The organism is Shewanella benthica KT99 (assembly GCF_000172075.1).
GTDB classification, from domain to species: domain Bacteria; phylum Pseudomonadota; class Gammaproteobacteria; order Enterobacterales; family Shewanellaceae; genus Shewanella; species Shewanella benthica_A.
In genome coordinates this window covers 21,296-47,492 of sequence record NZ_ABIC01000022.1, presented here as the reverse complement: position 1 = coordinate 47,492, position 26,197 = coordinate 21,296, and the positions used below count along the sequence as shown (strand labels likewise).

Here is a 26,197-nt window from a genome sequence, read left to right as displayed (position 1 = left end):
CACTATGTCTAAGATAACTAGCTCTACCCTGCTCAAGTTTAAGCAGGAAGGTAAAAAGTTCACTTCACTCACGGCCTATGATGCAAGTTTTGCCAGCGCCTTCGACAGTGAAGGCGTCGATGTATTACTCGTAGGTGACTCTATGGGCATGGTGCTTCAAGGACATGATGATACTCTGCCGGTCTCGGTCGAAGATATCGCCTATCACACTCGCTGTGTTCGTCGCGGAGTAAAGCGTGCTCTACTTATTGCCGACATGCCCTTTATGAGCTATGCCACTCCAGAACAGGCAATGACCAATGCCGCTATTCTGATGCAAGCTGGTGCCAACATGGTCAAGGTTGAAGGCGGCCACTGGCTGTTAGAAACAGTGACAAAACTCACCGAACGTGGCATTCCAGTGTGTGCTCACTTGGGTCTTACGCCTCAGTCAGTACATGTATTCGGTGGTTTTAAGATCCAGGGGCGTGATGCGAACAATGCTCAGCGCATCTTAGATGAAGCCAAAGCGATAGAAGCCGCCGGCGCTCAGCTATTGGTCGTCGAGTGTATTCCGGCGCCATTAGCAAAGGCCATCAGTGAAGCCCTGACGATCCCTGTGATAGGTATAGGTGCTGGCGCCGATACAGATGGGCAGATCTTGGTCATGCATGACCTACTCGGGATCTCCAGTGGCTATATTCCTCGCTTCTCTAAGAATTATCTTAAGCAGACCGGTGAAATTCGTGAGGCCATTCGTGCTTATATCGATGAAGTCGAGAAAGGAATATTCCCCGGCAGTGAGCATACATTTAGCTAGACAACAATTTTGTTCCTTTAGCTAAAAAATGAAACAACGTTGCCGGCATGACACAAGTTCTAGTCGGTGATACTGATAACTAAGAATAAGACGATAGCTAAGGATTGCCATCAGGCAGGCCTTATCTTAGAGCAGTAACAGGCCCAATCAAGATGATCACCACCCAAGAGATAACACAAATACGTGAGCAAGTTCGTGCCTGGCACGCAAAGGGCGAAACCGTCGCCTTCGTCCCCACTATGGGCAACTTGCACTTAGGCCATATCACTCTGATCAAAGAAGCGGTAAAACGAGCCGATCATGTGGTCGCCTCTATTTTCGTTAACCCTATGCAGTTCGGTCAGAATGAAGATCTCGATGCTTACCCTAAAACATTGGTCGCCGATCAACTGGCGCTGACAGATGCTGGGGCTGAATTGCTGTTTACTCCTACCCCCAAAATCATCTATCCCAAGGGCATGGAACAGCAGACCTATGTCGAAGTTCCCAAGATCGGTGATGAACTGTGTGGCGTAAGCCGTCCGGGTCACTTTCGCGGCGTCGCGACCATAGTGTGCAAGCTATTTAATATCGTCCAACCCGATGTTGCCCTATTTGGCAAAAAAGACTTTCAGCAGCTTCTGATTATCAAGACCATGGTCGAAGATCTTTCTATGCCTATCGAAATAATAGGCGTAGAAACCATACGTGAAGAGTCGGGCCTGGCCATGAGTTCTCGCAATGGTTACCTGAATCAGTCGCAGAAAGTGCGCGCCGCGACACTAAAACAGGTAATGGATACCATGTCTGCAGAAATTCAATCTGGTCAGGCTATTGTAGACGTTATTGCCAAGGCCCTAGCTAAACTCATAGAGGCAGGTTTCAAGCCTGACTATCTAGAGGTGCGCAGCTCCACCGACCTATCGCCAGTCAGTGCAGAACAACAAGCCTTAGTGATTGTTGCCGCAGCCTATATGGGCACAACCCGCTTGATCGATAATCTCTGCTTCGAGCGCTAACGAACTTCCCGCAGTAGCATCAGTTCAGGGCATCAAAGGGTGCCCTTTAATTTTCTTGGTAAATATCTGTGCTCACATCCTCCTGATTATTCTTAAATATTTCTGTTAAAAACTAATCTAAAACTTGGCTCAGCAGAACAAATTTCAACTTTTAAAAGCTGGTTTTATCGAAAAACTTACGTCATAGTATTGCTCTCATTATCAATGAAAATAATAATGCTAAAATAACGGCACGACTGAAGGATATTTGGACGTATACCCAATAAACAGTCAGCTAAACCTTGGCCCTTAAATTATTGATCGGGACATGGAATGGTATAACAAAGGAAGTTAAGCCTAATGGCAAGAGAGATCCAAACTAAAATAACCCAATTCCTCCCCAATCAATTTAGGTTCAGTTACCTTTTGCTGGCTTGTCTATTATCGATTATTCTGGTTAATTCGGCTCAGGCCAATAGTATTTACAAATGCGTCAAAGACAATAAAGTGATCTTTAGCCAGATGATATGCCCAAAAGAATTTAGTCAGTATAAGATAGAGTATGCACTCGGGATCACCACAGAAACAGATTCAGATAAACGCGAGCATAAACTCGACCCTATGCAAGCTCTAATGAGTATGCATGCAATCTCGAAGGAGAAATTACTGCATCGACTCGATGGCGAAATCTACCGATTAAACCAGGAACTCAGTTATTTTGATATCGTAAAATCCAGTGAATTACAAAAAATTGAACGTAAGCACTATTGGGAAAAAAAGGATAAAAGTGACCGAGAATATCTTACTGCGATCGAAGAGATGAATAGCTATTTTGACGACCTAATCAACAAAAATCAAACTAGCATAAAGCTTCTCAAGACCCATAAAATGCAGATAGAGGCCGAGCCTACACCAGAAAATAAGCAATACTGATAAAATGAAAGATACGACTCAGCTTACCTCGACAATTCATAGCAAGATCCATTGGCCCGCTATATTGATCCATACTGGCCATGATGATTTAATTTATCTTGCTAATGAACAAGACTGGGAGATAGAAGCCCAAGGACACATCGACGCAATGAGCCAGTTGTTCGACTCATCGGGGATAACCTATCGCCTCAAATTAGAGGACATAGACAATGGCAAGCTGAACCCGCATCTAAACTGGCTAATCGCCACCGAGCCACTTGAACTGAAACAAGTGCTAAGCAGTGTCAGACATCACGCCAGTACCTTAGGCCACTGCTGCACGGCTAAGCTAGGCGCAAATACGGTCAAGCAGGTATTCGATATAATGAGGTATTTAGAAGAAAGCTAGCAGAAGGCCAGTAGGTAACAGGAAATGAGGCCTAGGACCTCATACCTTATGACTCGCTGATTTTAACTACGTAAGCCTATTCCACGGCTTATCAGATAATAAGCTAAGGTCCATAAGCCGACACAGAAACCCAGCATCACGGCGATGGAGAATGGCACGCTCATGTCCGCATAACCCAAGAAACCGTAACGAAATACGTTGATCATGTACACCACCGGGTTCAGCTTAGACACGCCCTGCCAAAAATCGGGTAACAGCGACAGTGAATAGAACACGCCACCGAGATAGGTTAAGGGCGTCAACACGAAGGTAGGCACTATGCTGATATCATCGTAGCTATTAGCGAATATAGCGTTGATTAACCCGCCCAGTGAAAACAAGATCGAGGTGAGCAACACAGTCAGCACCACTAAACCCGCATGATGCAGGCTGATATCGACGAAGAACATAGCCACTAAGGTCACGATCGTGCCGACGCACAGACCGCGGACAACGCCGCCCCCCACATAACCGGCAATGATCACGTAGTGCGGCACGGGGGCCACGATCAACTCCTCCAGGTTTCGCTGAAACTTGGCGCTAAAAAATGACGAAGCCACGTTGGAATATGAGGCGGTGATCACCGACATCATAATCAGACCGGGAGCGATAAACTCCATATAACTAACACCGCCCATCTCCCCTATACGCTTACCCACCAGATTACCGAAGATGAGGAAGTACAAGGTCATGCTGATCGCCGGCGGCACTAAGGTTTGTACCCAGATACGAGTAAAACGATTGATCTCTTTGGTCAAAATACTCTTAAATGCCGTAGCATACAGGGCTCTCATGTTCATGATGACGCTCCTTTACTGGCTGAAGCTCCTTTACCAGACTGCTGCTCACGACTCTTGTTTGGCTCAATGGATCCCTTCTCCACCAGCTCCACAAACAGCTCCTCCAATCGGTTAGCCTTATTACGCATAGATAACACCTCAATGCCCAGCTCGCTGAGCTGAGAAAATACGCCATTAAGGTTCTGCTCCTTGGCCACGTCCACTTCCAAAGTATGGCGGTCACTCAGGCGACACTTGATACCATCAAGACTCGGTTCGACACGCAAATCTGCCCCCAGATCCAACACGAAAGTTTCCATATTTAATCGGCTCAGCAAGGATTTCATGCTGGTGCATTCGACTAAGATCCCCTTGTCTATGATACCGATATTACGGCACAACATTTCGGCCTCTTCGAGGTAATGAGTGGTCAAGATAATGGTTACACCTTGCTCATTAAGCTCGGTGAGGAAGGCCCACATGGAGCGCCTCAGCTCAATATCGACCCCCGCAGTCGGTTCATCTAAGATCAACAGTTGCGGTTCATGCATTAAGGCACGCGCTATCATCAATCGGCGCTTCATGCCACCAGACAAGGCTCTAGCCGGACTATCACGTTTCTGCCAAAGATCCAGCTGAGTCAGGTACTTCTCGGCGCGTTGCAAGGCGACATCTTTCTTCACCCCATAATAGCCGGCCTGATTAACCACTATCTGCAGCACTTTTTCAAACTGGTTAAAGTTGAACTCCTGAGGTACCAGGCCAATACACAACTTGGCCAATTCCAGTTCCTTGTCGATATCGTGTTCAAACACAGACACCTTACCCGAAGACTTCTGTACCAGTGAGCTAATCACACCGATTATGGTGGACTTTCCTGCACCATTGGGGCCAAGCAGGGCGAAGAAGTCTCCCTTTTCCACCGTCAAACTGATCCCTTTTACTGCCTCGACACCATCTTTATAGGTTTTCTTTAGATCTTTGATCTCGAGTGCGTAAACCGGGGGATTCTTTGTATTCGCCATGTATATCCTAATTCCACTATGTCACTGGGCAGAAAAATCTGAATGTGTCCTATTGTATAACTTATTGTCATCAGTAAATGCCGCTAGTCATTATACCTGCATCGATACTCAGAGACTGAATGAACTTATATTGGGACACTTGCACAAAAAAACCCGCCAAGTACGGGTTTTTTAAAATAACACTCTCTTCGATAACCGATTGGAGCACTTATTCTGCAGGGATCACTTTAGCAATATAGGGCAAATTACGGTACTGCTCAGCATAATCGATACCATAGCCAACAATGAACTCATTGGGAATGGTAAGACCGATAAAGTCTATCGGTACATCAATCTCGCGGCCCTCGGGCTTATCGAGCAGAGTACAGAGCGCCAGACTTTTTGGCTCACGCAGTAATAACATTTCGCGGATCTTATTGAGTGTGTGACCCGAATCGATAAGATCTTCGACAATCAGCACGTCACGCCCCTTGATGTCAGACTGCACATCCTTGAGGATCTTCACTTCACGTGTGCTAGTCATGGCATTGCCATAGCTGGAAACCGACATGAAATCGATCTCAACATGGCCCTTGATGAGACGACAGAGATCAGCCATAAAGATCACAGAACCTTTCAATAGGCCCACCATCAACAGGCGCTCGCTGTCAACATAATGAGCATTAATCTTCTCGGCTAACTGATTCAGTATTAGCTCAATCTCCTTGGCGGAGATCATCTCTTCAATTGTGTGTTTCATAACTCTCTCAACTTTGCTTGCAACTGACTCTATAAAGTGTCTTATTTATTACTATCTTCGGCGCTATATTTATCATAACCCCAACGATTTGTTAAATCATGCTCGACGCCCAGATGGTCAAGAATTCGGGCGACCATGAAGTTTACCAGATCTTGCACCGATTTGGGATCATGATAAAATCCGGGAGCCGCCGGCATTATGGTCACCCCCAACTTAGACAGAGATAACATATGCTCTAAATGTATGGAACTAAAGGGCGTTTCCCTAGGTACTAAGATAAGCTGACCTCGTTCTTTAATGACTACATCGGCGGCACGTTCGAGCAAACTATTGCTCATTCCCGTGGCTACTGCCGCTAGAGTGCCTGTACTACAAGGGCAGATCACCATCTGCTTAGGCGCGGCCGAACCCGATGCAGGCGGCGAGAACCACTCATCCTTACCCAGCACATGTAGCGAACCTTTAAGCGAAGACTCGGCCCTCTCGGCAAACAATTTAAGCAACTGTTGCTCGGCTTTTTTGCCATTGGCACTCAACTGAACACCTTCCTCGGTGGCCAGCACCACGCGTGCGGCACTGGATATCATCAAAAAAACCTGATAATCGGCGACTAACAAGCACTCGAGTAACTTGAGCCCATAAGGTGCCCCCGAGGCCCCCGTCCAGGCCAAACTGATCGACTTTTGTTTTTTTGGGTAACTCATAAAATCTCGATAAATGGTAATTGTTATAGCTGTAAGCGGTAAGCGGTAAGCGGTAAGCAAAGCATGGGCAATTGGCAGTACACTCTTGATTCCCTGTGAGCTTTTTCAACTTAAACTTAAAACTTATGACTTAAAACTCGAATCATTCAACTTCTCTAATAGCTTCTTGTGCAATCCACCGAAACCGCCATTGCTCATGATGATGATGGTGTCGCCACTCTTCGCCTTGCTAGCGACGGCATCCACTATCTCATCTATGTCATATAGCACAGATACGGGTAGCTCGGCTTTTGCCATCGCAGCTTCGATATCCCAATCTATACTGTCTGCCTGATAGAGATAAGCCTGGTCGGCAAGGGACATGGAACCCGCCAAGGTATCCTTGTGGACACCACTCTTCATGGTGTTGGAGCGTGGCTCCAGGATAATGGTTATCTTGGCTTCTCCCACCTTGGCACGACAGCCCTGCAACGTGGTAGCGATAGCGGTAGGGTGATGAGCGAAGTCATCATAAACCTCAATACCATTTACCTCACCAATCAGCTCCATGCGACGCTTAGGAGGCTCGAATTGAGTCAAGGCTTGGATAGCCGATTCAGGCTTAACGCCCACATGACGCGCCGCAGCAATAGCCATGGTGGCATTCTCCACATTGTGCTGACCTATCAAGCTCCAATCTAAGATCCCCTGAGATTCACCGTCGAGGAATAACTCGAACTGGTGGCCGTCAGCGGCAATAAGCTTGCTAGACCAAGTTCCTTGGTTGTCTGCAGCGGACGATCCCTTGCCGCTCACTATGCCGCTGTCACTGTCACTGTGTCTAGCATAAGTCTCTTGCTCACTCCAACAGCCCATATCGATCACTTGCTGCACCGCCTCGCTGTCTTTGGGCCAGATGATCTTACCCTCTCCAGGTACGGTACGGATCACATGGTGAAACTGGCGTTGGATCGCCTTAAGATCATCGAAAATATCGGCGTGATCGAACTCAAGATTGTTGATGACCAGAGTACGCGGCTGATAATGGACAAACTTAGAGCGTTTATCGAAAAAGGCACTGTCATACTCGTCGGCTTCCACCACGAAAAACGCTGAGCCGCCCAGACGCGCAGACACGCCGAAGTTTTGCGGCACGCCGCCAATCAGAAAGCCAGGTTCATAGCCACAATCTTCTAAGATCCACGCCAACATACTCGAAGTAGAGGTCTTGCCATGAGTCCCCGATATCGCCAGCACCCAACGATCCTTAAGAATATGCTCGGCCAAGAATTGTGGCCCTGAGGTATAAGGGATACCGCGATTAAGCACGGCCTCCACGCAGGGGTTTCCCCGGCTCATAGCGTTGCCAATCACCACCAAGTCCGGCGCATCATCTTCATTTTTTCCAAGCTGACTGGGATCGAAGCCTTGAATAAGCTCGATACCTTGCTCTTCGAGCTGAGTGCTCATGGGCGGATAAACATTAGCGTCGCAACCGGTCACCCTGTGACCGGTTGCTCTTGCTAGGAGTGCAAGGCCCCCCATGAAGGTGCCGCAGATGCCTAAGATGTGTACATGCATGGAGTTGGCTCTGATGAAAAATTATCTGAGGGGTATTCTAGCGGGATGGGAGACCCTTGTCAGTTAACTATGGTTTAATGTCGCTAGGAGCCAGACGCATATGATAAATATGAAATGATCTAGGCAAGACGATGATGCAAAAAATATCGTCAAATAAACGTATCTAATCCAAGAAACACCTTGCTAGGAAGCTCGACATAGAAGATATTGATCTTCTTAACCACCAATAAGTCCCTAACTTTACATATGCAGTCGACTATTGATATCTCCTGGGTTCAACTCGCCCTGTTTATGCTGATCTTGGTCATTCCCTTCTTCATCAACCGATATCTAAAGTTAGCGCTCGGCAAGGAGATAATTTCAGCCGTTTTACGCATGACAGTACAGCTAATCCTTGTAGGACTTTATCTGCAGTTCCTGTTTGAACTTAACAGTTTACCGCTCAACTTAATTTGGCTTACCTTAATGTTGCTTATCGGTGCCAGCGCCATAATCGATAGTGCCAAGCTGCCAAAGCGACGCCTCTATCTCCCCGTCATTACCGGACTAGTAGTAGGAGTAACGCCTTTAATCGCCATTTTGCTGCTGGCACTATTACAACCTACCCCCCTATATAGCGCCCAATATATGATCCCTATGGCTGGCATGTTATTGGGAAATTGCTTGAGCGGTAATATTGTCGCGCTACAGAGATTGTTTTCCGCCTTCGAGGAACAAAAAGATCAATATGAAGGAGCGCTGGCATTAGGGGTTACCCCCTATCAGGCAGCTTTTCCCTTTATGCAGTCGGCATTGAAGCAGTCTTTCGCCCCCATTCTCGCCTCTATGACCACCACTGGCTTAGTCACACTGCCGGGCATGATGACGGGGCAAATTTTAGCTGGCAGCGACCCTATGGTGGCAATTAAGTATCAGCTAGTCATACTCGTTGCCATATTTGTGATGCTGACAGTCTCGGTCACATTGTCATTGATCTTATCCATCAGATCTTGCATCGATCCCAGTGGATTAATCAAAATCAGGCTATTCAATAAATAAATTCAAGCTCTGCCGAGCCAACTAATTTGCTAAAATAACGTCAAACTTGTAGATGATGTCAAATGTCAGATTCATTTTGGTAACCACCACCCAGAGTAAAATCGCCGAAGTCATCGCCAAGAGTGAACGCCACCGCGATGTGATCATTCGAGCTCATGCCCCCCTGGCCTATACTGGCGTAGGCTAAGCCCACTTTTAAATTATCATTGACGTAGTTACCCTTGATAATTTCATCGGAAGAGTTGTCGACACCTTCTTCAGACTTATAGGTTGCCGCAATATTGAAACCACTGAATTCAGGAGTCGAATAATAGATGACATTATCCAGACGTCCGGGTAGCCCTGAGCCCTCCCAAAGATTACCCAAATCACCGACCTGGTCGGCAAACAAATTATAGTCATTGGCCCACTGATCCAGAGCTGGCATATGACCGATTAAGGCCTTGCCATAGCTGCCATCCAGGCCAACAAACGAAGTGCGTCCCTTGGTAAATAGCTGTCCGCTTACTTATGTGATGAAGCCATTGTTGATGGCAGGCTTATACCAGTTTTATTAAATAAGTGATCATAAATTTAATGGAATTGGTATTACATATACTGCCAGGGTGGCAATGTGAACAGTCAAAAGTTTTTGCCCTCTACCCAAGTCACAAGAGCGTCACACCTAAAAGACAACACAAGATCCCGAGCCAAGCATAAGGAAAAGTGAATCTAGGTTTTTCTCTCTTATTCTGAGTATTTTTTCTTTGAGGAAAGCCGCGACAGCTGAGCTTCTCTCCGGTACTGATGAGACTTAATACAGCCAGGTCACGCGCTAGCTTGTAGTCACTATTATTACTCGAAGTTACCGATTTCATCATGCACCTCAAAAATCATATGCAGTAAGAAATATTAAGCAATAGACGAGCCAGCTCATTTCATGAACTAAGCTTTTCAACGGTTTATTTCGGAAAAAAATAATAAAACTCGAAAGGCTCCCAACATGAGGAAGAATATTTTGGTGTTATCAGCCTGCAACGCAAACTGCAAATAATGTCATGCCAATGCACTAGCGAGAAAAACCTAAAGCAGATGAGTAGGACCTTGGCAGTGTTTCAGAAAAAAGCGAACGAGAATCTATGTTTCCCACCTGATACTCAAGCTTCCAGTTATGACCCTGTTTAACTCCACCTGTGGTATCGGTAGAAGCGGCCACATCCAATTGAGTTAGTTCGGCCACCCTGTTGACGAAACTTTTACCCGACACTCCCGACGCTAAATTACAACCATATAACTTAAGATCTGCCCCCTTTTTCAAACTAGATCCTATCTCACTCATCATAGCTTGATGCTGATTAATATAATCTTTATCTATCCATTTACCTGCCAGGAAAATCGCGCCGTTAGATGCATGGGAGACGATAGACAGCTGAGATATATCAGCGGTGTCTTTAATCGCGTTTCTTATCTGCTGCAAGGGCTCCAGCTCAGGCCTGAGGAAGACAATTTTAGTTTTATTATTCTGACCTAGATGTTGCTTAAATTTGGCTTTTAATGCTTGATAAAGCATGTAAGGATCATGCACCGCTGAGTCTATGATGATCAACTCCGTTTCAGCAATATTGGCTGGTAAATACTCAGTCTTATGCTCCACCGCTTTCGCCTGTTGTACCGCCAGAAGGCAGGTAATGAGCACCAATAAACCACTCAGATAAGTGACCTTGTCACCTTCTCGGAAAAAGAGTTTCGAAATGAGTTTAGAGAGATGATGTCTGTCAGAGAATAACAGCAAGAAGAAACTGCTAACCCATCGAGTTAACAGGATAATCCATGGATATATGAGATCAAGTTTCATCGTTCACCCCAAGTTGAAGAGGATACCATTCAACTTGGTTGCATAGAGCAGGCCAGTTATTTACTAGTTATTTTTCAGAATATTAGTAATAAGTTAAAATTAACATCCCTTAGATTTCGACAAATTGCATGGCAAAATGCGAAGTGAAAACATGATAAATTTAGCCAAATTAAATGAATGAGCATTATTGCAAGACCCGGCGATAGATATCCATCACCCGGTGTGCATGTTCCTCAGCTTTAGTCTTGAGTATCTTAGCTGGAAGATGTTGCAAGGCCAGCCTATGGCTCTCATCACGCAAAAATAAGTAGGCTTGAATGAGTGACTGAACATCGATGAGAGGTAAGAGTTCTAGTTCGCCCAAGGTTTCAAAAATTCTCAGATTATCAGACCAGGTAGACAGCTCCTCGTGTTCATGGGCATAGGCTAGCACCAGATATTGGGCGATAAATTCGATATCGGCAATGCCCCCTTCACTCTGCTTAAGATCGAACATGTTAGTATCAACTTTTAACAGGTGTTCACGCATCTTGACTCGCATATCTCTCACCTCTTTGGCTAAGGTATGCTTATCTCGCGCCTGTTCGATAACCTGAGAACGTATCAGGCTAAAGCGACTCGAGAGATCATTTGCACCAAACATAAACCTGGCTCTAACCAGCGCTTGATGCTCCCAGGTCCAAGCTTCCTCTTGCTGATACAAACCAAAATTTTCTATTTCACTTACGAGTAAACCCGATGATCCTGATGGCCGTAGACGCATGTCCACTTCGTAGAGTTCACCTGATGTGGTTCGGGTAGAGAACAGGTGCAAAATCCGCTGAGCGAGCTTGAGATAGAAGTGCCCTATCTCTATGGGACGAGCGCCATCTGTCTCACTATGCTCAGGACATCGCTCACGAGAATAATTATGTAAAAACACCAGATCGAGATCCGATCCATACCCAAGCTCTAGCCCACCAGCTTTACCATAACCTATGACAGCAAAGCCCATATCACCGCCTTCGAGGTGAGTCGGAATCCCGTGACGACTGGTAATTTGTAACCAGGCCTGAGTAACAACTTGCTCGATAACGGCCTCGGCAAGTAGGGTGAGGTGATCGCTCACCTCGCTCACAGGTAAAACTCCGGTGACATCCGCGGCAGCAATTTTTAACTGCTGTGATAACTTAAACTGTCTGAGAACCTCCATCTGCTGCTCCATATCCTCCTCTGGGACGCGCAGCAAGTATTGCCTCAATTCACTAGCATAATCATCGAGAGAAGTGGTGTCATATAGCTGAGTCGGATCGATAAGCTCATCGAGTAACATGGGAAACTTAGACAACTGCTCAGCAATCCAGGGACTCGCCTGACACAGACTCACCAACTGTTGACGGGCCCCGGGATTTTCATAGAGGAGTTCTAGATAGGTTGTGCGAGTCAAGATCTGATCCAGCACCTTAGAAACTGCCGCAAAAGCCTTGGATGGAGAATCTAAATGGGTAAATTCACGCAATAGCCAAGGCATAAGCTTGTCTAAGGTATCCCGGCCACGGGGGCCTATGCTACGGTTAACTATGGTTTCACGCCATTGCTTAAGCAAGGGCCAGAGCTCGGGATCTTCAATGGCTTGTTCACTTATCAAGCTTTGAGCATGATCATCTTCCTGGACATTCCAAAGATCTTGGGTCCAAAGTTCGGTGTTCTCATCTTGCTCATTCCCGCCAACGGTATCCTTGAAATGACGGTGGATCTTACTCATGGCCGACTCGATATGAGTCCTGAGTTCAGCCTCCGAAGCCATACCCATAGCGTGACATAGTCGATACCAGTCCAAGCCATTATCCGGCAAGGTTTGGGTCTGTTTATCTCCTATTGCCTGTAGCAGGTTCTCGACTCGCCTTAACAGTAGATAACTCTGCTTGAGCTCATCTACCACCAGATACTCGAGTTGTCCTAAGCTATATAGGGTATCTATCGCCGCAAACAGACTCTGCTGACGCAAAGAAGGCTCACGGCCGCCACGGATCAGTTGAAAACTCTGAATAACAAACTCAACCTCTCGAATGCCACCTGCGCCTAACTTGATATTGTCGACGAGCTGTCTGCGTCTCACTTCCTGAGTGATCAGTTGCTTCATCTTACGCAGGGATTCGATGACTGAGAAATCGATATAGCGACGGTAAACGAAAGGCCTTAACATGGCATGGAGCTCATCGGAAAATGCTGTCCAGGGACCAAGCGCCCTAGCCTTGACCATGGCATATCTCTCCCAATCCCGCCCCTGCTCCTGGTAATAATCCTCAAGACCACTGAAACTCACCACTAACGGACCGCTCTCGCCATAGGGGCGCAGACGCATATCGACGCGATAGACGAAACCATCGACGGTAACTTGGTGTAGCAGATTGACCAGACGTTGGCCCATGCGAATGAAGAACTGCTGATTAGCTAAGCTTCTGCGTCCTCCCTGAGTCTCACCATGCTCAGGAAAGGTAAAAATAAGATCGATATCGGAAGAGAAGTTAAGCTCACGCCCCCCCAGCTTACCCATACCTAACACGAGTAAAGGCTGAGGATTGCCTTCACTGTCACAGGGGGTGCCGACTTGCTTGCACATATCAGTATATAGCCAGTCTCGAGCGGCAATGATCAAGGCCTCAGACAGGGCCGACAGATCTAACAATGAGTCTTCGAGGCTGACATAACCGAAGAAATCCCGCCAAGCTAAACGCACCATCTGTCGATTTCGATAACGTCGCAGATGAAGCTTAACTTCATCTTCACTGACGCAGGCCTCTAGCAGCTCATGCACCTCTCTATCGAAACTTTGACGTTGCAGATTATCGAGCAGTCCATTAAAAAGCGGAGAGATCCAATCCGGATGGCGACATAATTGCTCTGCAATAAAATCACTGAGTCCCATGATGCGATAAAGCTCGCCGCTCTGCTGCTGGCTGAGCTCTTCAGAGCGCTGAGGCCAGACTTCATTCAGCCTTTGCCAGTAACGATCTGCAACTTTAACAATAATGGCAGACAAGGGCTTGTTACTGATATTTCCCATGGCAATAATAATCCTTAACAATTTTGGCTGTCGACATATTATGTCTTTGGTGATATAGATATCTTAAATGATCTGCTTATGTCCCGAATGATATATATTAGTCATCATCTTGCACTAAGATGAACAGCTAACTGATATCTTAGATAAAATGACTATTTATAATCTCAGTTGAGAGGTTACTATAACTTAAGCAAGCACTACCTTGGGTAGTGAATCTTGCGCTGAGTATATAATTCAGTACCACCACCTGATAATGGAGAAAACATGGCAGCGATGCTTATGCGTATTCTCACCCTAACATTGCTATTAACCTTAGTCGGTTGTGGCGATGACAGGCCCGACAAGATTGCTCAATTTCAGCAATTAGCCGGCAAGAGAATCGATACCTTGGGCCAGATGCTCAATAACGGCCAGATCCGTAATGCAATGTTACTCAAGCAGTACACGAGTATTATGGAAAGGCAGAATCCGGACATGGCACCACTATTTGGTGAACTTGCCAAAGATGCGACCACCAAAGGCCCCATGTACACCTCTCTGGTGAGTCGATATCGAGATCTCAATAATGCCAGTAACTATGTAGATCTCGATCAGCAATTAGCCGAAGCCGAGAATATCTATTATGCCGCCGACTCTAGACTATATAACGATATGATCTCGGACCCACTCAATGTGGTCGCCGACATGTCTAATGGCGCGCTAGCCAGAGTGAACTCCATTAGCCGTGAGGCCTCAGCCCTGGCCAACGGAGCCGATGATTTCGGTGCAGGTAGTCAACTTGTGGGTAACCCAGGTTATGGCAGTTGGCAGACGGGTTCTAGCGGCACGTCCTTCTGGGCCTGGTACGGTATGTATTCCATGTTCTCCAATGTGATGCGCGGGCCTATCGGTTACGATCGTTGGTCTGGAAGAAGAAACTACAGCTATTACAATGATGTAGGTCGATACCGATATACCTCACCTAAACAGGCTAGTGCACAGAATAAGACCTTCGAGCGCACCAAGAAACAATTCAACTCCCAAGGGAAGAAGTTCGATAGCCCCTATGCCAAGTCACGCTCAGGCTCAACCAGCCTATCGAGACAAAGCACAAGTACACCTAAGGCGAGCACCACAGGTACTCGCAGTAAAAGTAGCAGCAAGTTCCGTTCTAATTACTCTAAGAACAGTAACTTCCGCAATTCTAACAGTCGCACGACTCGCGGTGTACGCCGAGGCAAATAGGTAAGGAATTCACATGACATTATTTCAAAACTTCGGCATAACTACCGATCTCGCGATCATCTTAGTGATCGATCTCACTATCGCCATTATTCTACTCACCTTGATGCGTCACCTACAAGGCTGGACCGCTAAGGTCGATAGCCGTGTTGAACTGGCTGAGAGAGATAACTTTGCCTTCGGCATCAGTACTGCTGGCGCTATAGCGGGCTTGGGTATCGTACTCACAGGTGCTATCTCGGGAGAGGCTGCCACTTCTTATGCTGCCGAAGCGATAGGCATGAGTGCCTACGGCCTATTTGGTCTGATACTGATCAAGCTAGGTCGATATCTTCACGATAAGATTGCCCTCAATGAGTTCAACAAAGGTGAGCAGATCCTTAAAGGCAATATCTCAGTTGCCATCGTCGATGCCTGCGCCGCAATAGCCACGGCGATCATCATCCGCGCGGTACTCATCTGGGCGGAAGATCTGACTGTCGATACCTTTATTGCCATATTCAGTGCCTTCGCTATCTCTCAGCTCATGTTGGTGCTGCTGACCCGTTTTCGTGAGTACAGATATGCCAAGCGTAATCAAGACGCTTCCATGCAAGATGCCCTAGTTCAGGGTCATACTGCCGTGGCGATTCGTCATAGCGGTTATATGCTAGCCATGGCACTGAGCTTCAACGCCGCCAGTCACTTCATCATCTATAACCCCCAGGCTTACATAGCCAACCTCATAGGTTGGCTAGTCTTCTCGGTGATCATGCTAGTGGCACTCACAGTGCTGATAAAGATAGTGAAGAAGTTAGTACTTGCTAACATCAACTTGGCCCAGGAAGTGGAGCAGCAACACAATATTGGTATTGCTACCGTAGAGTTAGCCATCAGTGTCGCCGTGGCGCTCATTCTCACCAGCTTGATGTATTAAATTAATTATCTGCTCCACAAATACGGTTAATCATCTGATTAACCGTTTTATTTTCCTTGATGCAAGAGATACAAGTGACTGAAACAGCGCTTAATACCGACTCAACAAACCAAGAAAGAAAACTCAGCTGGTTTGACGATACCTTACTGCTAGGCATCATGGCCGTACTCGCCGGCTGTGGTTTAATCTACGAATATCTACTGTCCCATTATGCAGGTCGTATCCTGGGAGCATTAGAAGCCGCCATCTATACCATGATTGGCCTGATGATCGTCTCCATGGGCATAGGTGCTTTCGCCGCCAGAAAGATACGTTGTGCCTTCACAGGTTTTGCCATACTCGAACTCAGCGTAGCCCTGTGTGGCTCACTGGCCATATTAATCACCGCCGCCGTTATCGGCTTCGGCCAACAACTGCCTCAGATCATAGCCAGCACATTAGGCTTACCGCCGGATCAACTCCCCGAAGGCGGCTTCATCGGCCTGTTACAGCACCTGAGTGAATACCTGCCCTACTTCTGGGGCATACTGCTCGGCTTGATGATCGGCATGGAAATCCCCCTCATCGCTCGTGTCCGTCAGTCTCTGTGTGATGAGCACCTGATGCACAATGCTGGCACCATCTATGGCGCCGACTACGTAGGTGCGGGCATAGGAGCCGCCATCTGGGTGACCTTCATGCTAGCCATAGATATTCAGCTTGCGGCTGCATTGACAGCCAGCTTTAACTTATTGGCAGGTTTTATCTTCATCTGGCGGTTCTGGGATCGCATAAAGTGGGTAAAGATCTTATTAGTTGGCCATTTTATCGCATCGGGTATCTTGCTCTTGTTGGCCTGGCACGGTCCCGGCTGGGAACAAAATTTCAATAACTTGCTCTATAAAGATAATGTTATCTATGCCAAGTCGACCCGTTTTCAGCAGCTCACCTTTACCGAGAGATTGAGAGGCAGTGGCATAGATCCTGTCTATTCTTTGTATATCAATGGACGATTACAGTTCTCCAGTATCGATGAGCATATCTATCATGCATTTCTGGTCCATCCGACCATGGAAGCAGCAGCTCGCCACGACAAGGTGTTGATCATAGGTGGCGGCGATGGATTAGGGTTAAAACAAGTATTAAAGTGGCAGCCTAAGCACGTCACCTTGATGGATCTCGATAAAGATCTGCTGGCCCTGTTCGCCTCTCACGACACCGATATGCCAAAGCGATTAAGCCAGACCTTACTCAAACTCAATGGTGATGCTCTCAACGACCCCAGAGTCGAAGTCTTGGTAGACGACGCCTTCAATGGCGTAGATAAACTACTGAGGAAAGGTGAAAAATACGATGTCATCATCGTCGACCTGCCTGACCCAAGCCATCCAGATCTCAACAAGCTGTACTCAGATCTTTTTTATAAGAAACTAAAGGAACTCTTGAATGCAGATGGTGCTCTAACTGTACAATCGACCTCGCCCTACCATGCGCCTAAGGCCTTTATTTCAGTCGGAAAAACCTTAGCACTTGCGGGCTTCGATGTTAGCCAGTACCACCACAATGTACCGAGTTTCGGTGAATGGGGCTGGAGTATAGCCACGGCATCTGGCAAAAATGCCAAAGCAAGACTGAGTGACATCGAACAGCTGTCGATAACGGATGACTGGTTGACGCCTGGGCTGATCAAGGGCGCTTTCGAGTTTCCAGGGAACTTCTATCAAGATATAGACAAGATTCAAGCCAACAGAATTGGCTCGATGCAGTTATACCAGTACCATCAGCAGGCCTGGAGAGAAAATCAGGGAGTGACACTATTCTGATTATCGGTGACTATCACAGGCAAGCTGCTACAAAAACAAGAATCTATCACTTATGATTTTTCTCAAAGATAGCACTTGACATATTATGTCTCAATGCTATCTTTAATCGCAGACATAATATGTCAAAGAGGACAAATATGAATATCCACAATATTGCTAACCACCTCAATGATCTTGCTGACAAGAGTCAAACAGGCCTTCAGTTCGATTGTTACCCAATCGATGGTGAGGTCGAAGTATTGCAGGTCAATATCGTCGGTCGTGAAGAGATACCCGTATTCGTATCGGTAACAGAAAACCAGGTTCTCTGTATCAGTTACCTTTGGGGTGAAGACGAAGTCAAACAAGAAAGTCGCATGGCAATGTTTGAGACAATGTTGGAACTTAACATCCCAATGCCATTGTCATCTTTCGCAAAAATAGATGACAAGTACGTGATTTATGGTGCGCTATCGGTGCACTCGGATATGCTGGAGATCGAACAGGAGCTTTCAGTCCTGTCTGATAACTGCCTGGAAGTCATCGATGAGATGAGCAACTTCCTCAAGTAATTTTTTATCTACTTACACTAAATTTTTAAGGAGCCACATCATGGGCATACTAAACAAGATTTTAACCGCTTTCCGTGGCGGCGCCAACGAAGTTGGTCAGACCATAGTCGACGCAAACTCAACCCGTATCTTCGAACAGGAGATCCGAGATGCAGAGAAGCACCTAACCAAGGCTAAGCGTGAACTGACTGATGTCATGGCAAAAGAGATGCAAGCCAGCCGTGAAATCGACCGCTTGAAGCGTTCAGTCACAGAACATGAAGGTTTTGCGACTCAAGCTCTACAGCAAGAAAATGAAACGCTTGCCTTAGAAGTTGCCGAGAAAATAGCTCAGCTCGATCAAGAGCTAGCCGAGCAGCAGTCCGCTAACGACAGCTTCAGTTCTCATGCCACACGTCTTAAAGACCTGGTGCGTAAGACTGAACGTCAGTTAACCGACTACCAGCGTCAACTCACTATGGTAAAGACCACAGAGAGCGTACAGAAGGCCACGGCGTCGATAACTAACTCTTTCGCCGGCAGCAACTCTAAGCTGTTAAATGCTAAAGATTCGCTGGAGCGTATCAAGGCCCGTCAACAGCAGTTCGATGACCGCCTGAAAGCATCCGAAGCTTTAGAAGATGAAAACAGCGATAAGTCACTGCATGCTAAGTTAGCAGAAGCCGGTATCGGTGAGCAGAAGTCCAACGCGAATGCCGTATTGGAACGCCTCAAGGCACGTAAGTAATCGCGATTAGATTGCACATGAAGCTAGCGACTAGCCTCTCATGCCTTGGCTAAGAATGCAGCGCTTTTCTTTTCATAAAGAAAGGCGCTCTTTTGTCTTATAGCCTATAGCAGGTTAACCATCAAAGTCGTTTCTCCAGTGAATTATCCTAGGGGAAACCCCACTTGAAATATATTAACTAATCAGGAGTGATGATGAGTTTTTTAAAAAGTCTTTTTGGTAAAAAAGAGGCACCCCAGCGTCAGCTAGATCATCCCTCTAAGCTCCTCAAGGGAGATATGATCTCTCTGGATGATAGCTTTGCCCTGCCGCCACAACTTAGAGGTCAACAGCTAAGAGTCGAATCCATCAGTACCTATGAATACCAACGTAAACAACAGACTGAATGGGCACTCAAGGGGCATGGCAATGACACGATTTTCTTGTCTCTCGATGAAGACGATGAAACTTATCTGGCCTTTTCCATTAAGATCAACCGTTCTATAGTTGAGCATATTTTCGATCTCGACCAGTTTGGCACCATATTCGAAGAAGATGAACAGGCACAATTAACCACATTAAAGCTACCGAGTGAGCTGGTTGCAGAATTTTCTCAGTGGCTAGGTAAAGATTATCATCAGGTCAATTTCGCTAAATTTGGTTACTTCCATCGGGAAGATTACCGCGGTAAGAAGCCGCCACAGGATGCAGATGGCCACACGGGCGATGAATTTGAGTCCTATCATCTACTTGACGAAGATGAGAAATATGCCGTCGATGTGGAGGTCTATGCCGATGGCGATACCGATGTCATGTTAACCTTGTACCGCCCGCTTGCCGATATTCGAGATTATTGGCCCGGGAAATAAGCTCTACAGTTCCTAGGTTCTAGAACCTAGGAACTAGGTTTCAAGATACTATTTAATTGTTAAGGTAATACCGAATGACTAAGAAAAAGAATTCGCTTCCGGAGCAATGGTTACAAAACCAGAAAGCCGCGAAAGCGACTCAGGTGGCGTTCGACTTAGATGAAAAAATTCAGTATTCAATTCGTAAAGCCGCGCTAGACTCAGGTTTCAGTCCTTCGGATCAGATCCGCACCATCTTAGGACTTTCTGTCACTAAGCGGCCTAAACGTCCACGCCTGACCGTGTCTCTCAACCCTGAAGATTATGTGCAACTAGCCAATAAATATGGCCTATCTCCTGAGTCCCAGTTAGAAATAAAGAAGCGTGTACTGGACGATCTCATCCACTTTAGTGATAAAAACTAGTACACTCCGTCAGATACCTATGGAGTATCTCATCACGAACCTAGCGATAGGATGAAAAACGGATGTATGTGAAATGGCAAAATTAAGTCGATGGTTCCCCGAAACAGAGACTCACCCGACCCCCTTTCAGTTAGCCATGATGGTACTGTCTTTTCTGTCTGTCATCGTGGTGCTGGTGCTCACTTTTGCCAAAGTCGATGAGGAAACCCGCCGCTTACTGCTGATAATCGATTTTAGTATCTGCATGATATTTCTGAGCTATTTCTTTTTAAACCTGTTTAGAGCCGAAAACAAACTTCAATACTTTCAACATAATTGGATCGATCTGGTTGCCAGTATTCCTGCCATAGAACCCCTGAGGCTAGCCCGTCTATTTCAGATATTGCGAGTGATCCGCCTCATTCGTATGACACACTCGCTGATCATCCCTATGATGAAACAGCGCAGGCAAGCGACCTTAGCTAGCCTGCTAGTCGCCATGGTGACTATCCTGACCTTCTCATCGGTATTAATGTTGATCGTCGAGAGTGGCGTACCCGATGCGAATATTCATACGGCAGAAGATGCTATCTGGTGGGCATTAGTGACTATCTCCACCGTAGGCTATGGTGACTTCTACCCGGTATCGACAGCAGGACATGTTATCGGTGCAGTCGTCATCATCTGTGGAGTCAGCTTCTTCGGGGTGATCTCAGGTTATATGGCATCTATCTTCATCGCCCCCGATGAGTCAGAAAAACTCGAGCTGCAGAGTGAAGAGATAAAGTGTGAATTGAAAATGGCCATCGATCGCATGGAGCAGAACCAGAATTTATTGTTGGCAGAGATAAATCACTTGCGTGAAGAGATAAGAGAAGGGAAAGAAGATCCTAGGCCGTAGGAGGGGCTTTAGCCCCGAGGTTCAATCCATCGAGGTTCAATCAATAATTCTCTCCCGGCTAAAGCCGGTCCTACTGTAAGAGGGGCTTTAGCCCCGAAGTTCAATCTATCGAGGTTCAATCAATAATTCTATCTCGGTTAAAGCCGGTCCTAGCGCCAATACGGCTGATTGCTCAGTGCCGAGCGCCTCGAGTGCTCCATGGCAAACACCAGACTTTCCTCTTTGCTCTGTAGCCAATCCGAGATATCGATATCCAGCGATTCACCGATCTGAGCCAACTGTCGATAGGCGGCCAAGGTTCTGATCCCTAAAACCAGATCTTGCCAAGGGGCTCTGAACATATCTCTGCTTTGCTTAGTATAAAGCTCGCCATAAGCCACGCCGACGAAAATACTGTCATCCAATGCACGAGCGAAGGACTTATATTCTCGACTGCTCAAGTCGGCTTCCGATGGCATCAAGGCTAAGATCTTCTGCCAGGAGGATTCCTGTAGCTGATCGGCAAAGGTCTTAAGATCTGTTTTAGCATTAATGTTAAAATTGACTCGACTCTCTCCTGCTCGTATTGCGAACAAGAGATCGACTAAGCTAAGTTGCAAGCTGCCATAACCAGTATCGGCTAGCATCTTCTGCATAAGACTCGAAATCGATAACTGCTGCAGTGAGCTCAAGGCCTGCTCGGCTAATTTAGCCTTCTGCGGTTGCCTGGCAATAAGCTGACAATTTTGACTCAATATTTCGGCCAGACTCAGTCCAGTCTCGACGAAACCCAAGTGGCCCTCAATAGCATCAAACTTAGCAACAAGGCTCTCACTAAGTAGATTAAACTGCCCTAAGGTACATCTAAGCAATCGAACACAAGCGCGCAGACGATAGCAAAGCATAGGTTCTTGCTTCAGGCTATAGGCGTCTGTTTCTAATATCATGGCTTCTAGCTGCTGCCAACGTTCCAGACCTGTGCTTAAAAGAGAAATCAGTGTCTGCTTGAGGTCTTGACCTGGTTCCAAAGCGATAAACTCTAGCACCTCCAGACTCAAAGGACTCGATTGAGCCGCTAATCGGTAGCCTCTTTGAGCCTTGCTCGCCTTGCCTAAGCGCACGGGAATGGTTTCGGCAACCTTGAGACCCAGGTCAATTAACGCCCCAGTCTTGCCTGCCATCAACTCGAATTCTAACTCACAAATTGGCTCAGATTTTATTTCACCCTCTCTGCTGACACTCACTTTACCAATATCTAAGGCGACTTCTACTAGGCTCTCATCCACATAGATATGCCAGGTTCGCCTCTCAAAATCCGTATCGAACAAACAGGCCAGCCGAGATTGCACTGCTGCAATATTCGCCGTATTTGGCCATATATTTTTAGGAAATAAATTTAATTTTGGCTCGTTTATATCTATATCAATATTGTATTCTGGTCGCGAATGGATCCCGCCGATCACTGTCCCTGCGGTTTTTATCGTCTGTTCACGCTTACCATTACAGCCACGAACCCTGAGACCCATGTCCCATCGTCGCAGCTGTAGATCAGGGGTATCGAAATAAGCATTCGACAATTTACGGCAGGCTTTCTGCTCACTATCTGGCAGACTATCAAGCAGTTCAATCAAGACTTGTTGTTGTTCTAAATGGAAAAATAATTTTAGTTCTATCTCGGCATTCATTCGCCAATTGCTCGCTCTGTGGTCAGGTTTAGATCTATATTTTTTACGACGCAATAAATCCGTCACCAAAAATTCATTAATAATTCATCAAAATTTCAACTGCCGATCAAAATGTAATATAACTGTCACAAATAAACCGTAGGATTGCGCTTTGCAGTTCAGATATAACTCGTTAGAATAAAAACTAATAGTTTTAATTTAAATCACAGTTTCAATACGCGGTCGCTTGGGTTAACATGCGCCCGCTTTTTCCAACAGTGGAATAACCTAAATAGGTACACGGCAATGCCAGTAAACTCTATTTTGGGCGTGTTTGCAAAATCGCCAATTAAGCCTCTACAAGAGCATATAGACAAAGTGCACCAATGTGCATCGATACTTATCCCATTTTTTGACGCAACTGCTGCCGGAGATTGGGATGAGGCAATAGTACTACGTAAGCAGATCAGTGCTACGGAGCGTGAAGCTGACTCGCTAAAACGTGAGATCCGCCTAACACTTCCCGGTGGTCTGTTTATGCCCGTCGAGCGAACCGATCTTCTGGAACTTCTGATCCAGCAAGATAAGATCGCCAACAAAGCAAAAGATATCTCAGGTCGTATCATAGGCCGTCAGTTAGTTATCCCCCAACCGATTCAAGTCCCCTTCAAAGCTTATTTGTCCCGCTGCCTCGATGCAGTCATTCTGGCCAAACAAGCAATCAACGAACTCGACGACCTGTTAGAAACCGGTTTCCGTGGTCGTGAAGTGGACTTAGTCGCAAAGATGATCGCCAAACTCGATAAAATCGAAGAGGATACCGATGTTCTTCAAATCAAGATCCGTCGTCAGTTATTCGCTATCGAAAATGATATGAATCCTATCGATGTGATGTTCCTCTATAAAATAATTGAATGGGTCGGCGACCTGGCAGATCTTGCCGAACGTGTCGGTTCTCGCTTAGAGCTAATGCTAGCTCGCGTCTAATAACAAAGTTATCAAGGTAACAACATGGTTGATGTATTAGTCACCAATGGCCCATTGCTGATTGCAATTGCGGCTACTTGTGGTTTTTTAATGGCATGGGGTATTGGCGCAAATGATGTAGCCAATGCGATGGGAACCTCAGTAGGTTCTAACGCTATTACGATTAAACAAGCGATCATCATAGCGATGATTTTTGAATTTGCCGGTGCTTATCTAGCAGGCGGTGAAGTAACGAGCACGATCCGTAAAGGGATCATCGACACGGCCTACTTCGTCGACTCACCAGAACTACTGGTCTACGGTATGATCTCGGCGCTCTTAGCCGCAGGCATTTGGTTGATAGCAGCATCTGCTCTTGGTTGGCCAGTATCAACCACTCACTCTATCATAGGCGCCATCGTTGGTTTTGCCGCGGTAGGTGTGGGCACAGACGCTGTTGAATGGGCCAAGGTTGCTGCTATCGTGGGCTCCTGGGTCGTCACTCCGGCAATATCCGGCTTTATCGCCTTCATGATATTCCAGAGCGTGCAGAAACTTATCTTCGATACAGATAACCCACTGGAAAACGCTAAACGTTACGTGCCCTGCTATATGGCGCTGGCAGGCTTTATGATGTCTCTGGTGACCATTCAGAAAGGCCTCAAACATATCGGTCTACACTTCAGTACAGCCGAGGCATATGCATTAGCCTTGGGTATTGCGGTTATGGTGGGGATAGGCGGCTCATTAGCGATTAGACGCCTGAAGATGGACAGCCAGGCCGATCGCCAGACTCAGTTCGGCAACGTCGAGAAAGTATTCGCTGTCTTGATGGTCGTCACCGCGAGTTGTATGGCATTTGCTCACGGTTCTAACGATGTCGCCAACGCGATTGGTCCACTAGCTGCGGTCGTTTCAATCGTCAACAGTGGTGGCGAGATCGGCAGCGATTCCGCTATCGTATGGTGGATCCTTCCACTAGGTGCGGTAGGTATTGTCATGGGTCTGGCCATCTTCGGTAAGCGCGTGATGCAGACCATAGGCAAGAACATTACTCACCTAACTCCGAGCCGTGGTTTTGCCGCAGAACTTGCAGCAGCTTCAACCGTAGTGATTGCATCGGGTACCGGTCTACCCATTTCTACGACACAAACCTTAGTCGGTGCTGTTTTAGGTGTCGGTATGGCCCGTGGTATCGCAGCGATTAACATGGGTGTGGTCAGAAACATTGTCATCTCTTGGGTTATCACCCTGCCTGCGGGTGCTGCACTGTCAATTCTGTTCTTCTTCACCATAAAAGGCATCTTCAGCTAAGGCATTAAACTTAGCCTGTAGACAAAAATAATAAGGGAAGCTAGCGCTTCCCTTTTTTATGCCTCAGCCCTCAACCTCTGAAGTAAGATTTTATTTATCCGTCATTTTCACGACATACCCTCCTAGTTTCAGCCAGTTTTTGACATTAATTAAGCTTCATCCACTCACAGACATATCTCTTGCATCTAGCCCTTGCAAAACGCCCTGCAAATCCCTAGCATGTGGCTATATTTCGTTGATGAGAATTCAAAGTGTTAAGATTCTTTGCTTTAGTGGGACTGTTATTACTCTCTCCAAGCCTTTTGGCCGCAGGTCAACCTGGATACATATCCGATAACGTTTATCTCTATCTTCATGGTGGACCGGGTACCCAATTCCGTATCTTGGGCAGTGTAGAGGCAGGCCAGGCAATCTCACTATTGGGCGAGACCCAAGGCGACTACACTAAGATCATCGACCATAAGGGCCGTGAAGGCTGGGTAGAAGAAAAAATGGTGACTCGCCAAAAGAGTTTCCGTCAACAGCTCCCCAAAGTGCAGGCAGAATTAAATAAGACCCAGTCTGAGTTAGCGCAAGCCCTTAGTTCCAGCGATAACAATGATGCGCAACTCAGTCAGCTCAAGTCAGATCTTAGCCGTGCACGACGAGACCTCACTAAAGCAAGCAGTGAGCGTGATCACGCCACTAGCAAGCTAGCTAACATCAAAAAGAACGAACGTTTCCAGATGTGGCAAGAAGGCGGCATTATTGCCGCTATCGGTTTACTGATAGGTGTCGTCTTAGTCTATCTCCCCAGACCCAGACGTAAGCAGAAAAATCGCTGGTAAACAGTCTATTCCCCACAAGAGTCTCCCCAAAAAGCCAGCATTCAAATGCTGGCTTTTTAATTTTCACCTTGGCCAAGCCGCATAGACAGTGACTTTGCACACCATCCGGTCGAACAAGATCAAACAAGAGTCACATAAATACCAACCTCATTAAATATCTGCTCAGTTCAGACACATATTTGATAGGGTTGGTATCACCCTCGCACGGCAAGATCATTATAAATTGAACTTTATGCT

The 26,197-nt window shown here is 46.6% G+C and carries 24 protein-coding genes and 1 pseudogene; 16 read left to right on the top strand and 9 right to left on the bottom strand.

Annotation, left to right across the window (positions count from 1 at the left end; all coding sequences use genetic code 11):
* The first annotated feature begins 4 nt into the window (after positions 1–4).
* From panB to KT99_RS11545, 4 genes are all read left to right on the top strand, one after another.
* Entirely contained in the window at positions 5–799 is a 795-nt protein-coding gene (gene panB, locus KT99_RS11560) for a 3-methyl-2-oxobutanoate hydroxymethyltransferase (protein ID WP_005500184.1), read from the top strand.
* A 152-nt stretch (positions 800–951) separates the two neighbouring features.
* Positions 952–1,797: a pantoate--beta-alanine ligase gene (gene panC, locus KT99_RS11555; protein ID WP_005500183.1), complete on the top strand. Its 846-nt coding sequence runs from the start codon at positions 952–954 to the stop codon at positions 1,795–1,797.
* Positions 1,798–2,136: 339 nt separating this feature from the next.
* Positions 2,137–2,709: a hypothetical protein gene (locus KT99_RS11550; RefSeq protein ID WP_005500178.1), complete on the top strand. Its 573-nt coding sequence runs from the start codon at positions 2,137–2,139 to the stop codon at positions 2,707–2,709.
* A gap of 4 nt (positions 2,710–2,713) precedes the next feature.
* Positions 2,714–3,097 carry a DUF4144 family protein gene (locus KT99_RS11545; protein ID WP_005500177.1) on the top strand — a complete coding sequence of 128 codons (384 nt, stop codon included), beginning with the start codon at positions 2,714–2,716 and terminating at the stop codon, positions 3,095–3,097.
* Positions 3,098–3,159: 62 nt separating this feature from the next.
* Here the strand turns inward: KT99_RS11545 and KT99_RS11540 are convergent, their stop codons facing one another.
* The 5 genes from KT99_RS11540 to mpl form a co-directional block, all read right to left on the bottom strand.
* Positions 3,160–3,930, bottom strand: a complete 771-nt coding sequence (locus KT99_RS11540; RefSeq protein ID WP_040571913.1) for an ABC transporter permease — start codon at positions 3,928–3,930, stop codon at positions 3,160–3,162.
* 2 nt (positions 3,931–3,932) lie between these two features.
* Positions 3,933–4,940 (bottom strand): ABC transporter ATP-binding protein, encoded by a 1,008-nt coding sequence (locus KT99_RS11535; protein ID WP_005500175.1) that lies wholly within the window; start codon positions 4,938–4,940, stop codon positions 3,933–3,935.
* A gap of 208 nt (positions 4,941–5,148) precedes the next feature.
* The gene (gene hpt, locus KT99_RS11530; RefSeq protein WP_005500174.1) at positions 5,149–5,679 is read right to left on the bottom strand and encodes a hypoxanthine phosphoribosyltransferase; all 531 of its coding nucleotides are present in this window, start codon (positions 5,677–5,679) and stop codon (positions 5,149–5,151) included.
* Between the two features lie 41 nt (positions 5,680–5,720).
* Positions 5,721–6,383 (bottom strand): flavin prenyltransferase UbiX, encoded by a 663-nt coding sequence (locus tag KT99_RS11525; protein WP_005500173.1) that lies wholly within the window; start codon positions 6,381–6,383, stop codon positions 5,721–5,723.
* Between the two features lie 123 nt (positions 6,384–6,506).
* Positions 6,507–7,943: a UDP-N-acetylmuramate:L-alanyl-gamma-D-glutamyl-meso-diaminopimelate ligase gene (gene mpl / locus KT99_RS11520; RefSeq protein ID WP_005500172.1), complete on the bottom strand. Its 1,437-nt coding sequence runs from the start codon at positions 7,941–7,943 to the stop codon at positions 6,507–6,509.
* Between the two features lie 246 nt (positions 7,944–8,189).
* Between mpl and KT99_RS11515 the strand changes: the two genes are divergently transcribed.
* Positions 8,190–8,981: an ABC transporter permease gene (locus KT99_RS11515; protein WP_005500171.1), complete on the top strand. Its 792-nt coding sequence runs from the start codon at positions 8,190–8,192 to the stop codon at positions 8,979–8,981.
* Between the two features lie 58 nt (positions 8,982–9,039).
* Here the strand turns inward: KT99_RS11515 and KT99_RS11510 are convergent.
* The 3 genes and pseudogenes from KT99_RS11510 to glnE form a co-directional block, all read right to left on the bottom strand.
* Positions 9,040–9,456: pseudogene (locus tag KT99_RS11510) on the bottom strand (porin); the annotation flags it as partial.
* Positions 9,457–10,029: 573 nt separating this feature from the next.
* Positions 10,030–10,815 carry a DUF4347 domain-containing protein gene (locus KT99_RS11505; protein WP_005500169.1) on the bottom strand — a complete coding sequence of 262 codons (786 nt, stop codon included), beginning with the start codon at positions 10,813–10,815 and terminating at the stop codon, positions 10,030–10,032.
* 184 nt (positions 10,816–10,999) lie between these two features.
* Positions 11,000–13,861: a bifunctional [glutamate--ammonia ligase]-adenylyl-L-tyrosine phosphorylase/[glutamate--ammonia-ligase] adenylyltransferase gene (gene glnE / locus KT99_RS11500; RefSeq protein ID WP_005500168.1), complete on the bottom strand. Its 2,862-nt coding sequence runs from the start codon at positions 13,859–13,861 to the stop codon at positions 11,000–11,002.
* Between the two features lie 264 nt (positions 13,862–14,125).
* Here glnE and KT99_RS11495 point away from each other — a divergent pair, with 264 nt between their 5' ends.
* The 8 genes from KT99_RS11495 to KT99_RS11460 all read left to right on the top strand — a co-directional run bounded on the left by KT99_RS11495 (position 14,126) and on the right by KT99_RS11460 (position 21,210).
* Complete coding sequence (locus KT99_RS11495; RefSeq protein ID WP_005500166.1) at positions 14,126–15,085, top strand: hypothetical protein; 960 nt, start codon at positions 14,126–14,128, stop codon at positions 15,083–15,085.
* A gap of 13 nt (positions 15,086–15,098) precedes the next feature.
* Positions 15,099–15,998, top strand: coding sequence for a DUF350 domain-containing protein (locus KT99_RS11490; protein WP_005500164.1), 900 nt, complete (start codon positions 15,099–15,101; stop codon positions 15,996–15,998).
* 59 nt (positions 15,999–16,057) lie between these two features.
* Positions 16,058–17,800 (top strand): polyamine aminopropyltransferase, encoded by a 1,743-nt coding sequence (locus KT99_RS11485; RefSeq protein WP_005500161.1) that lies wholly within the window; start codon positions 16,058–16,060, stop codon positions 17,798–17,800.
* Between the two features lie 137 nt (positions 17,801–17,937).
* Positions 17,938–18,351 carry a YjfI family protein gene (locus tag KT99_RS11480; protein WP_005500160.1) on the top strand — a complete coding sequence of 138 codons (414 nt, stop codon included), beginning with the start codon at positions 17,938–17,940 and terminating at the stop codon, positions 18,349–18,351.
* Positions 18,352–18,391: 40 nt separating this feature from the next.
* Positions 18,392–19,078 (top strand): PspA/IM30 family protein, encoded by a 687-nt coding sequence (locus KT99_RS11475; protein ID WP_005500158.1) that lies wholly within the window; start codon positions 18,392–18,394, stop codon positions 19,076–19,078.
* Between the two features lie 194 nt (positions 19,079–19,272).
* Positions 19,273–19,926 carry a hypothetical protein gene (locus tag KT99_RS11470; RefSeq protein WP_005500156.1) on the top strand — a complete coding sequence of 218 codons (654 nt, stop codon included), beginning with the start codon at positions 19,273–19,275 and terminating at the stop codon, positions 19,924–19,926.
* A 74-nt stretch (positions 19,927–20,000) separates the two neighbouring features.
* Positions 20,001–20,330 (top strand): hypothetical protein, encoded by a 330-nt coding sequence (locus KT99_RS11465; RefSeq protein WP_005500155.1) that lies wholly within the window; start codon positions 20,001–20,003, stop codon positions 20,328–20,330.
* Positions 20,331–20,403: 73 nt separating this feature from the next.
* Positions 20,404–21,210 carry an ion transporter gene (locus KT99_RS11460; RefSeq protein WP_005500154.1) on the top strand — a complete coding sequence of 269 codons (807 nt, stop codon included), beginning with the start codon at positions 20,404–20,406 and terminating at the stop codon, positions 21,208–21,210.
* Positions 21,211–21,359: 149 nt separating this feature from the next.
* Here KT99_RS11460 and KT99_RS11455 read toward each other — a convergent pair whose 3' ends face one another.
* Complete coding sequence (locus KT99_RS11455) at positions 21,360–22,874, bottom strand: CYTH domain-containing protein (RefSeq protein ID WP_005500153.1); 1,515 nt, start codon at positions 22,872–22,874, stop codon at positions 21,360–21,362.
* A gap of 285 nt (positions 22,875–23,159) precedes the next feature.
* Between KT99_RS11455 and KT99_RS11450 the strand changes: the two genes are divergently transcribed.
* The 3 genes from KT99_RS11450 (at position 23,160) to KT99_RS11440 (ending at position 25,960) form a co-directional block, all read left to right on the top strand.
* Positions 23,160–23,840, top strand: coding sequence for a TIGR00153 family protein (locus tag KT99_RS11450; protein ID WP_005500152.1), 681 nt, complete (start codon positions 23,160–23,162; stop codon positions 23,838–23,840).
* 24 nt (positions 23,841–23,864) lie between these two features.
* Positions 23,865–25,133 carry an inorganic phosphate transporter gene (locus KT99_RS11445; RefSeq protein WP_005500150.1) on the top strand — a complete coding sequence of 423 codons (1,269 nt, stop codon included), beginning with the start codon at positions 23,865–23,867 and terminating at the stop codon, positions 25,131–25,133.
* Positions 25,134–25,384: 251 nt separating this feature from the next.
* Positions 25,385–25,960 (top strand): TIGR04211 family SH3 domain-containing protein, encoded by a 576-nt coding sequence (locus tag KT99_RS11440; protein WP_005500149.1) that lies wholly within the window; start codon positions 25,385–25,387, stop codon positions 25,958–25,960.
* Positions 25,961–26,197: the final 237 nt, after the last annotated feature.

What these genes read in the sequence shown, in the direction of transcription:
- panB (WP_005500184.1), top strand. Translation starts at nt 5, where the DNA reads ATGTCTAAGATAACTAGCTCTACCCTGCTCAAGTTTAAGCAGGAAGGT.
- panC (WP_005500183.1), top strand. Translation starts at nt 952, where the DNA reads ATGATCACCACCCAAGAGATAACACAAATACGTGAGCAAGTTCGTGCC.
- KT99_RS11550 (WP_005500178.1), top strand. Translation starts at nt 2,137, where the DNA reads ATGGCAAGAGAGATCCAAACTAAAATAACCCAATTCCTCCCCAATCAA.
- KT99_RS11545 (WP_005500177.1), top strand. Translation starts at nt 2,714, where the DNA reads ATGAAAGATACGACTCAGCTTACCTCGACAATTCATAGCAAGATCCAT.
- KT99_RS11540 (WP_040571913.1), bottom strand. Translation starts at nt 3,930, where the DNA reads ATGAGAGCCCTGTATGCTACGGCATTTAAGAGTATTTTGACCAAAGAG.
- KT99_RS11535 (WP_005500175.1), bottom strand. Translation starts at nt 4,940, where the DNA reads ATGGCGAATACAAAGAATCCCCCGGTTTACGCACTCGAGATCAAAGAT.
- hpt (WP_005500174.1), bottom strand. Translation starts at nt 5,679, where the DNA reads ATGAAACACACAATTGAAGAGATGATCTCCGCCAAGGAGATTGAGCTA.
- KT99_RS11525 (WP_005500173.1), bottom strand. Translation starts at nt 6,383, where the DNA reads ATGAGTTACCCAAAAAAACAAAAGTCGATCAGTTTGGCCTGGACGGGG.
- mpl (WP_005500172.1), bottom strand. Translation starts at nt 7,943, where the DNA reads ATGCATGTACACATCTTAGGCATCTGCGGCACCTTCATGGGGGGCCTT.
- KT99_RS11515 (WP_005500171.1), top strand. Translation starts at nt 8,190, where the DNA reads ATGCAGTCGACTATTGATATCTCCTGGGTTCAACTCGCCCTGTTTATG.
- KT99_RS11505 (WP_005500169.1), bottom strand. Translation starts at nt 10,815, where the DNA reads ATGAAACTTGATCTCATATATCCATGGATTATCCTGTTAACTCGATGG.
- glnE (WP_005500168.1), bottom strand. Translation starts at nt 13,861, where the DNA reads ATGGGAAATATCAGTAACAAGCCCTTGTCTGCCATTATTGTTAAAGTT.
- KT99_RS11495 (WP_005500166.1), top strand. Translation starts at nt 14,126, where the DNA reads ATGGCAGCGATGCTTATGCGTATTCTCACCCTAACATTGCTATTAACC.
- KT99_RS11490 (WP_005500164.1), top strand. Translation starts at nt 15,099, where the DNA reads ATGACATTATTTCAAAACTTCGGCATAACTACCGATCTCGCGATCATC.
- KT99_RS11485 (WP_005500161.1), top strand. Translation starts at nt 16,058, where the DNA reads ATGCAAGAGATACAAGTGACTGAAACAGCGCTTAATACCGACTCAACA.
- KT99_RS11480 (WP_005500160.1), top strand. Translation starts at nt 17,938, where the DNA reads ATGAATATCCACAATATTGCTAACCACCTCAATGATCTTGCTGACAAG.
- KT99_RS11475 (WP_005500158.1), top strand. Translation starts at nt 18,392, where the DNA reads ATGGGCATACTAAACAAGATTTTAACCGCTTTCCGTGGCGGCGCCAAC.
- KT99_RS11470 (WP_005500156.1), top strand. Translation starts at nt 19,273, where the DNA reads ATGAGTTTTTTAAAAAGTCTTTTTGGTAAAAAAGAGGCACCCCAGCGT.
- KT99_RS11465 (WP_005500155.1), top strand. Translation starts at nt 20,001, where the DNA reads ATGACTAAGAAAAAGAATTCGCTTCCGGAGCAATGGTTACAAAACCAG.
- KT99_RS11460 (WP_005500154.1), top strand. Translation starts at nt 20,404, where the DNA reads ATGGCAAAATTAAGTCGATGGTTCCCCGAAACAGAGACTCACCCGACC.
- KT99_RS11455 (WP_005500153.1), bottom strand. Translation starts at nt 22,874, where the DNA reads ATGAATGCCGAGATAGAACTAAAATTATTTTTCCATTTAGAACAACAA.
- KT99_RS11450 (WP_005500152.1), top strand. Translation starts at nt 23,160, where the DNA reads ATGCCAGTAAACTCTATTTTGGGCGTGTTTGCAAAATCGCCAATTAAG.
- KT99_RS11445 (WP_005500150.1), top strand. Translation starts at nt 23,865, where the DNA reads ATGGTTGATGTATTAGTCACCAATGGCCCATTGCTGATTGCAATTGCG.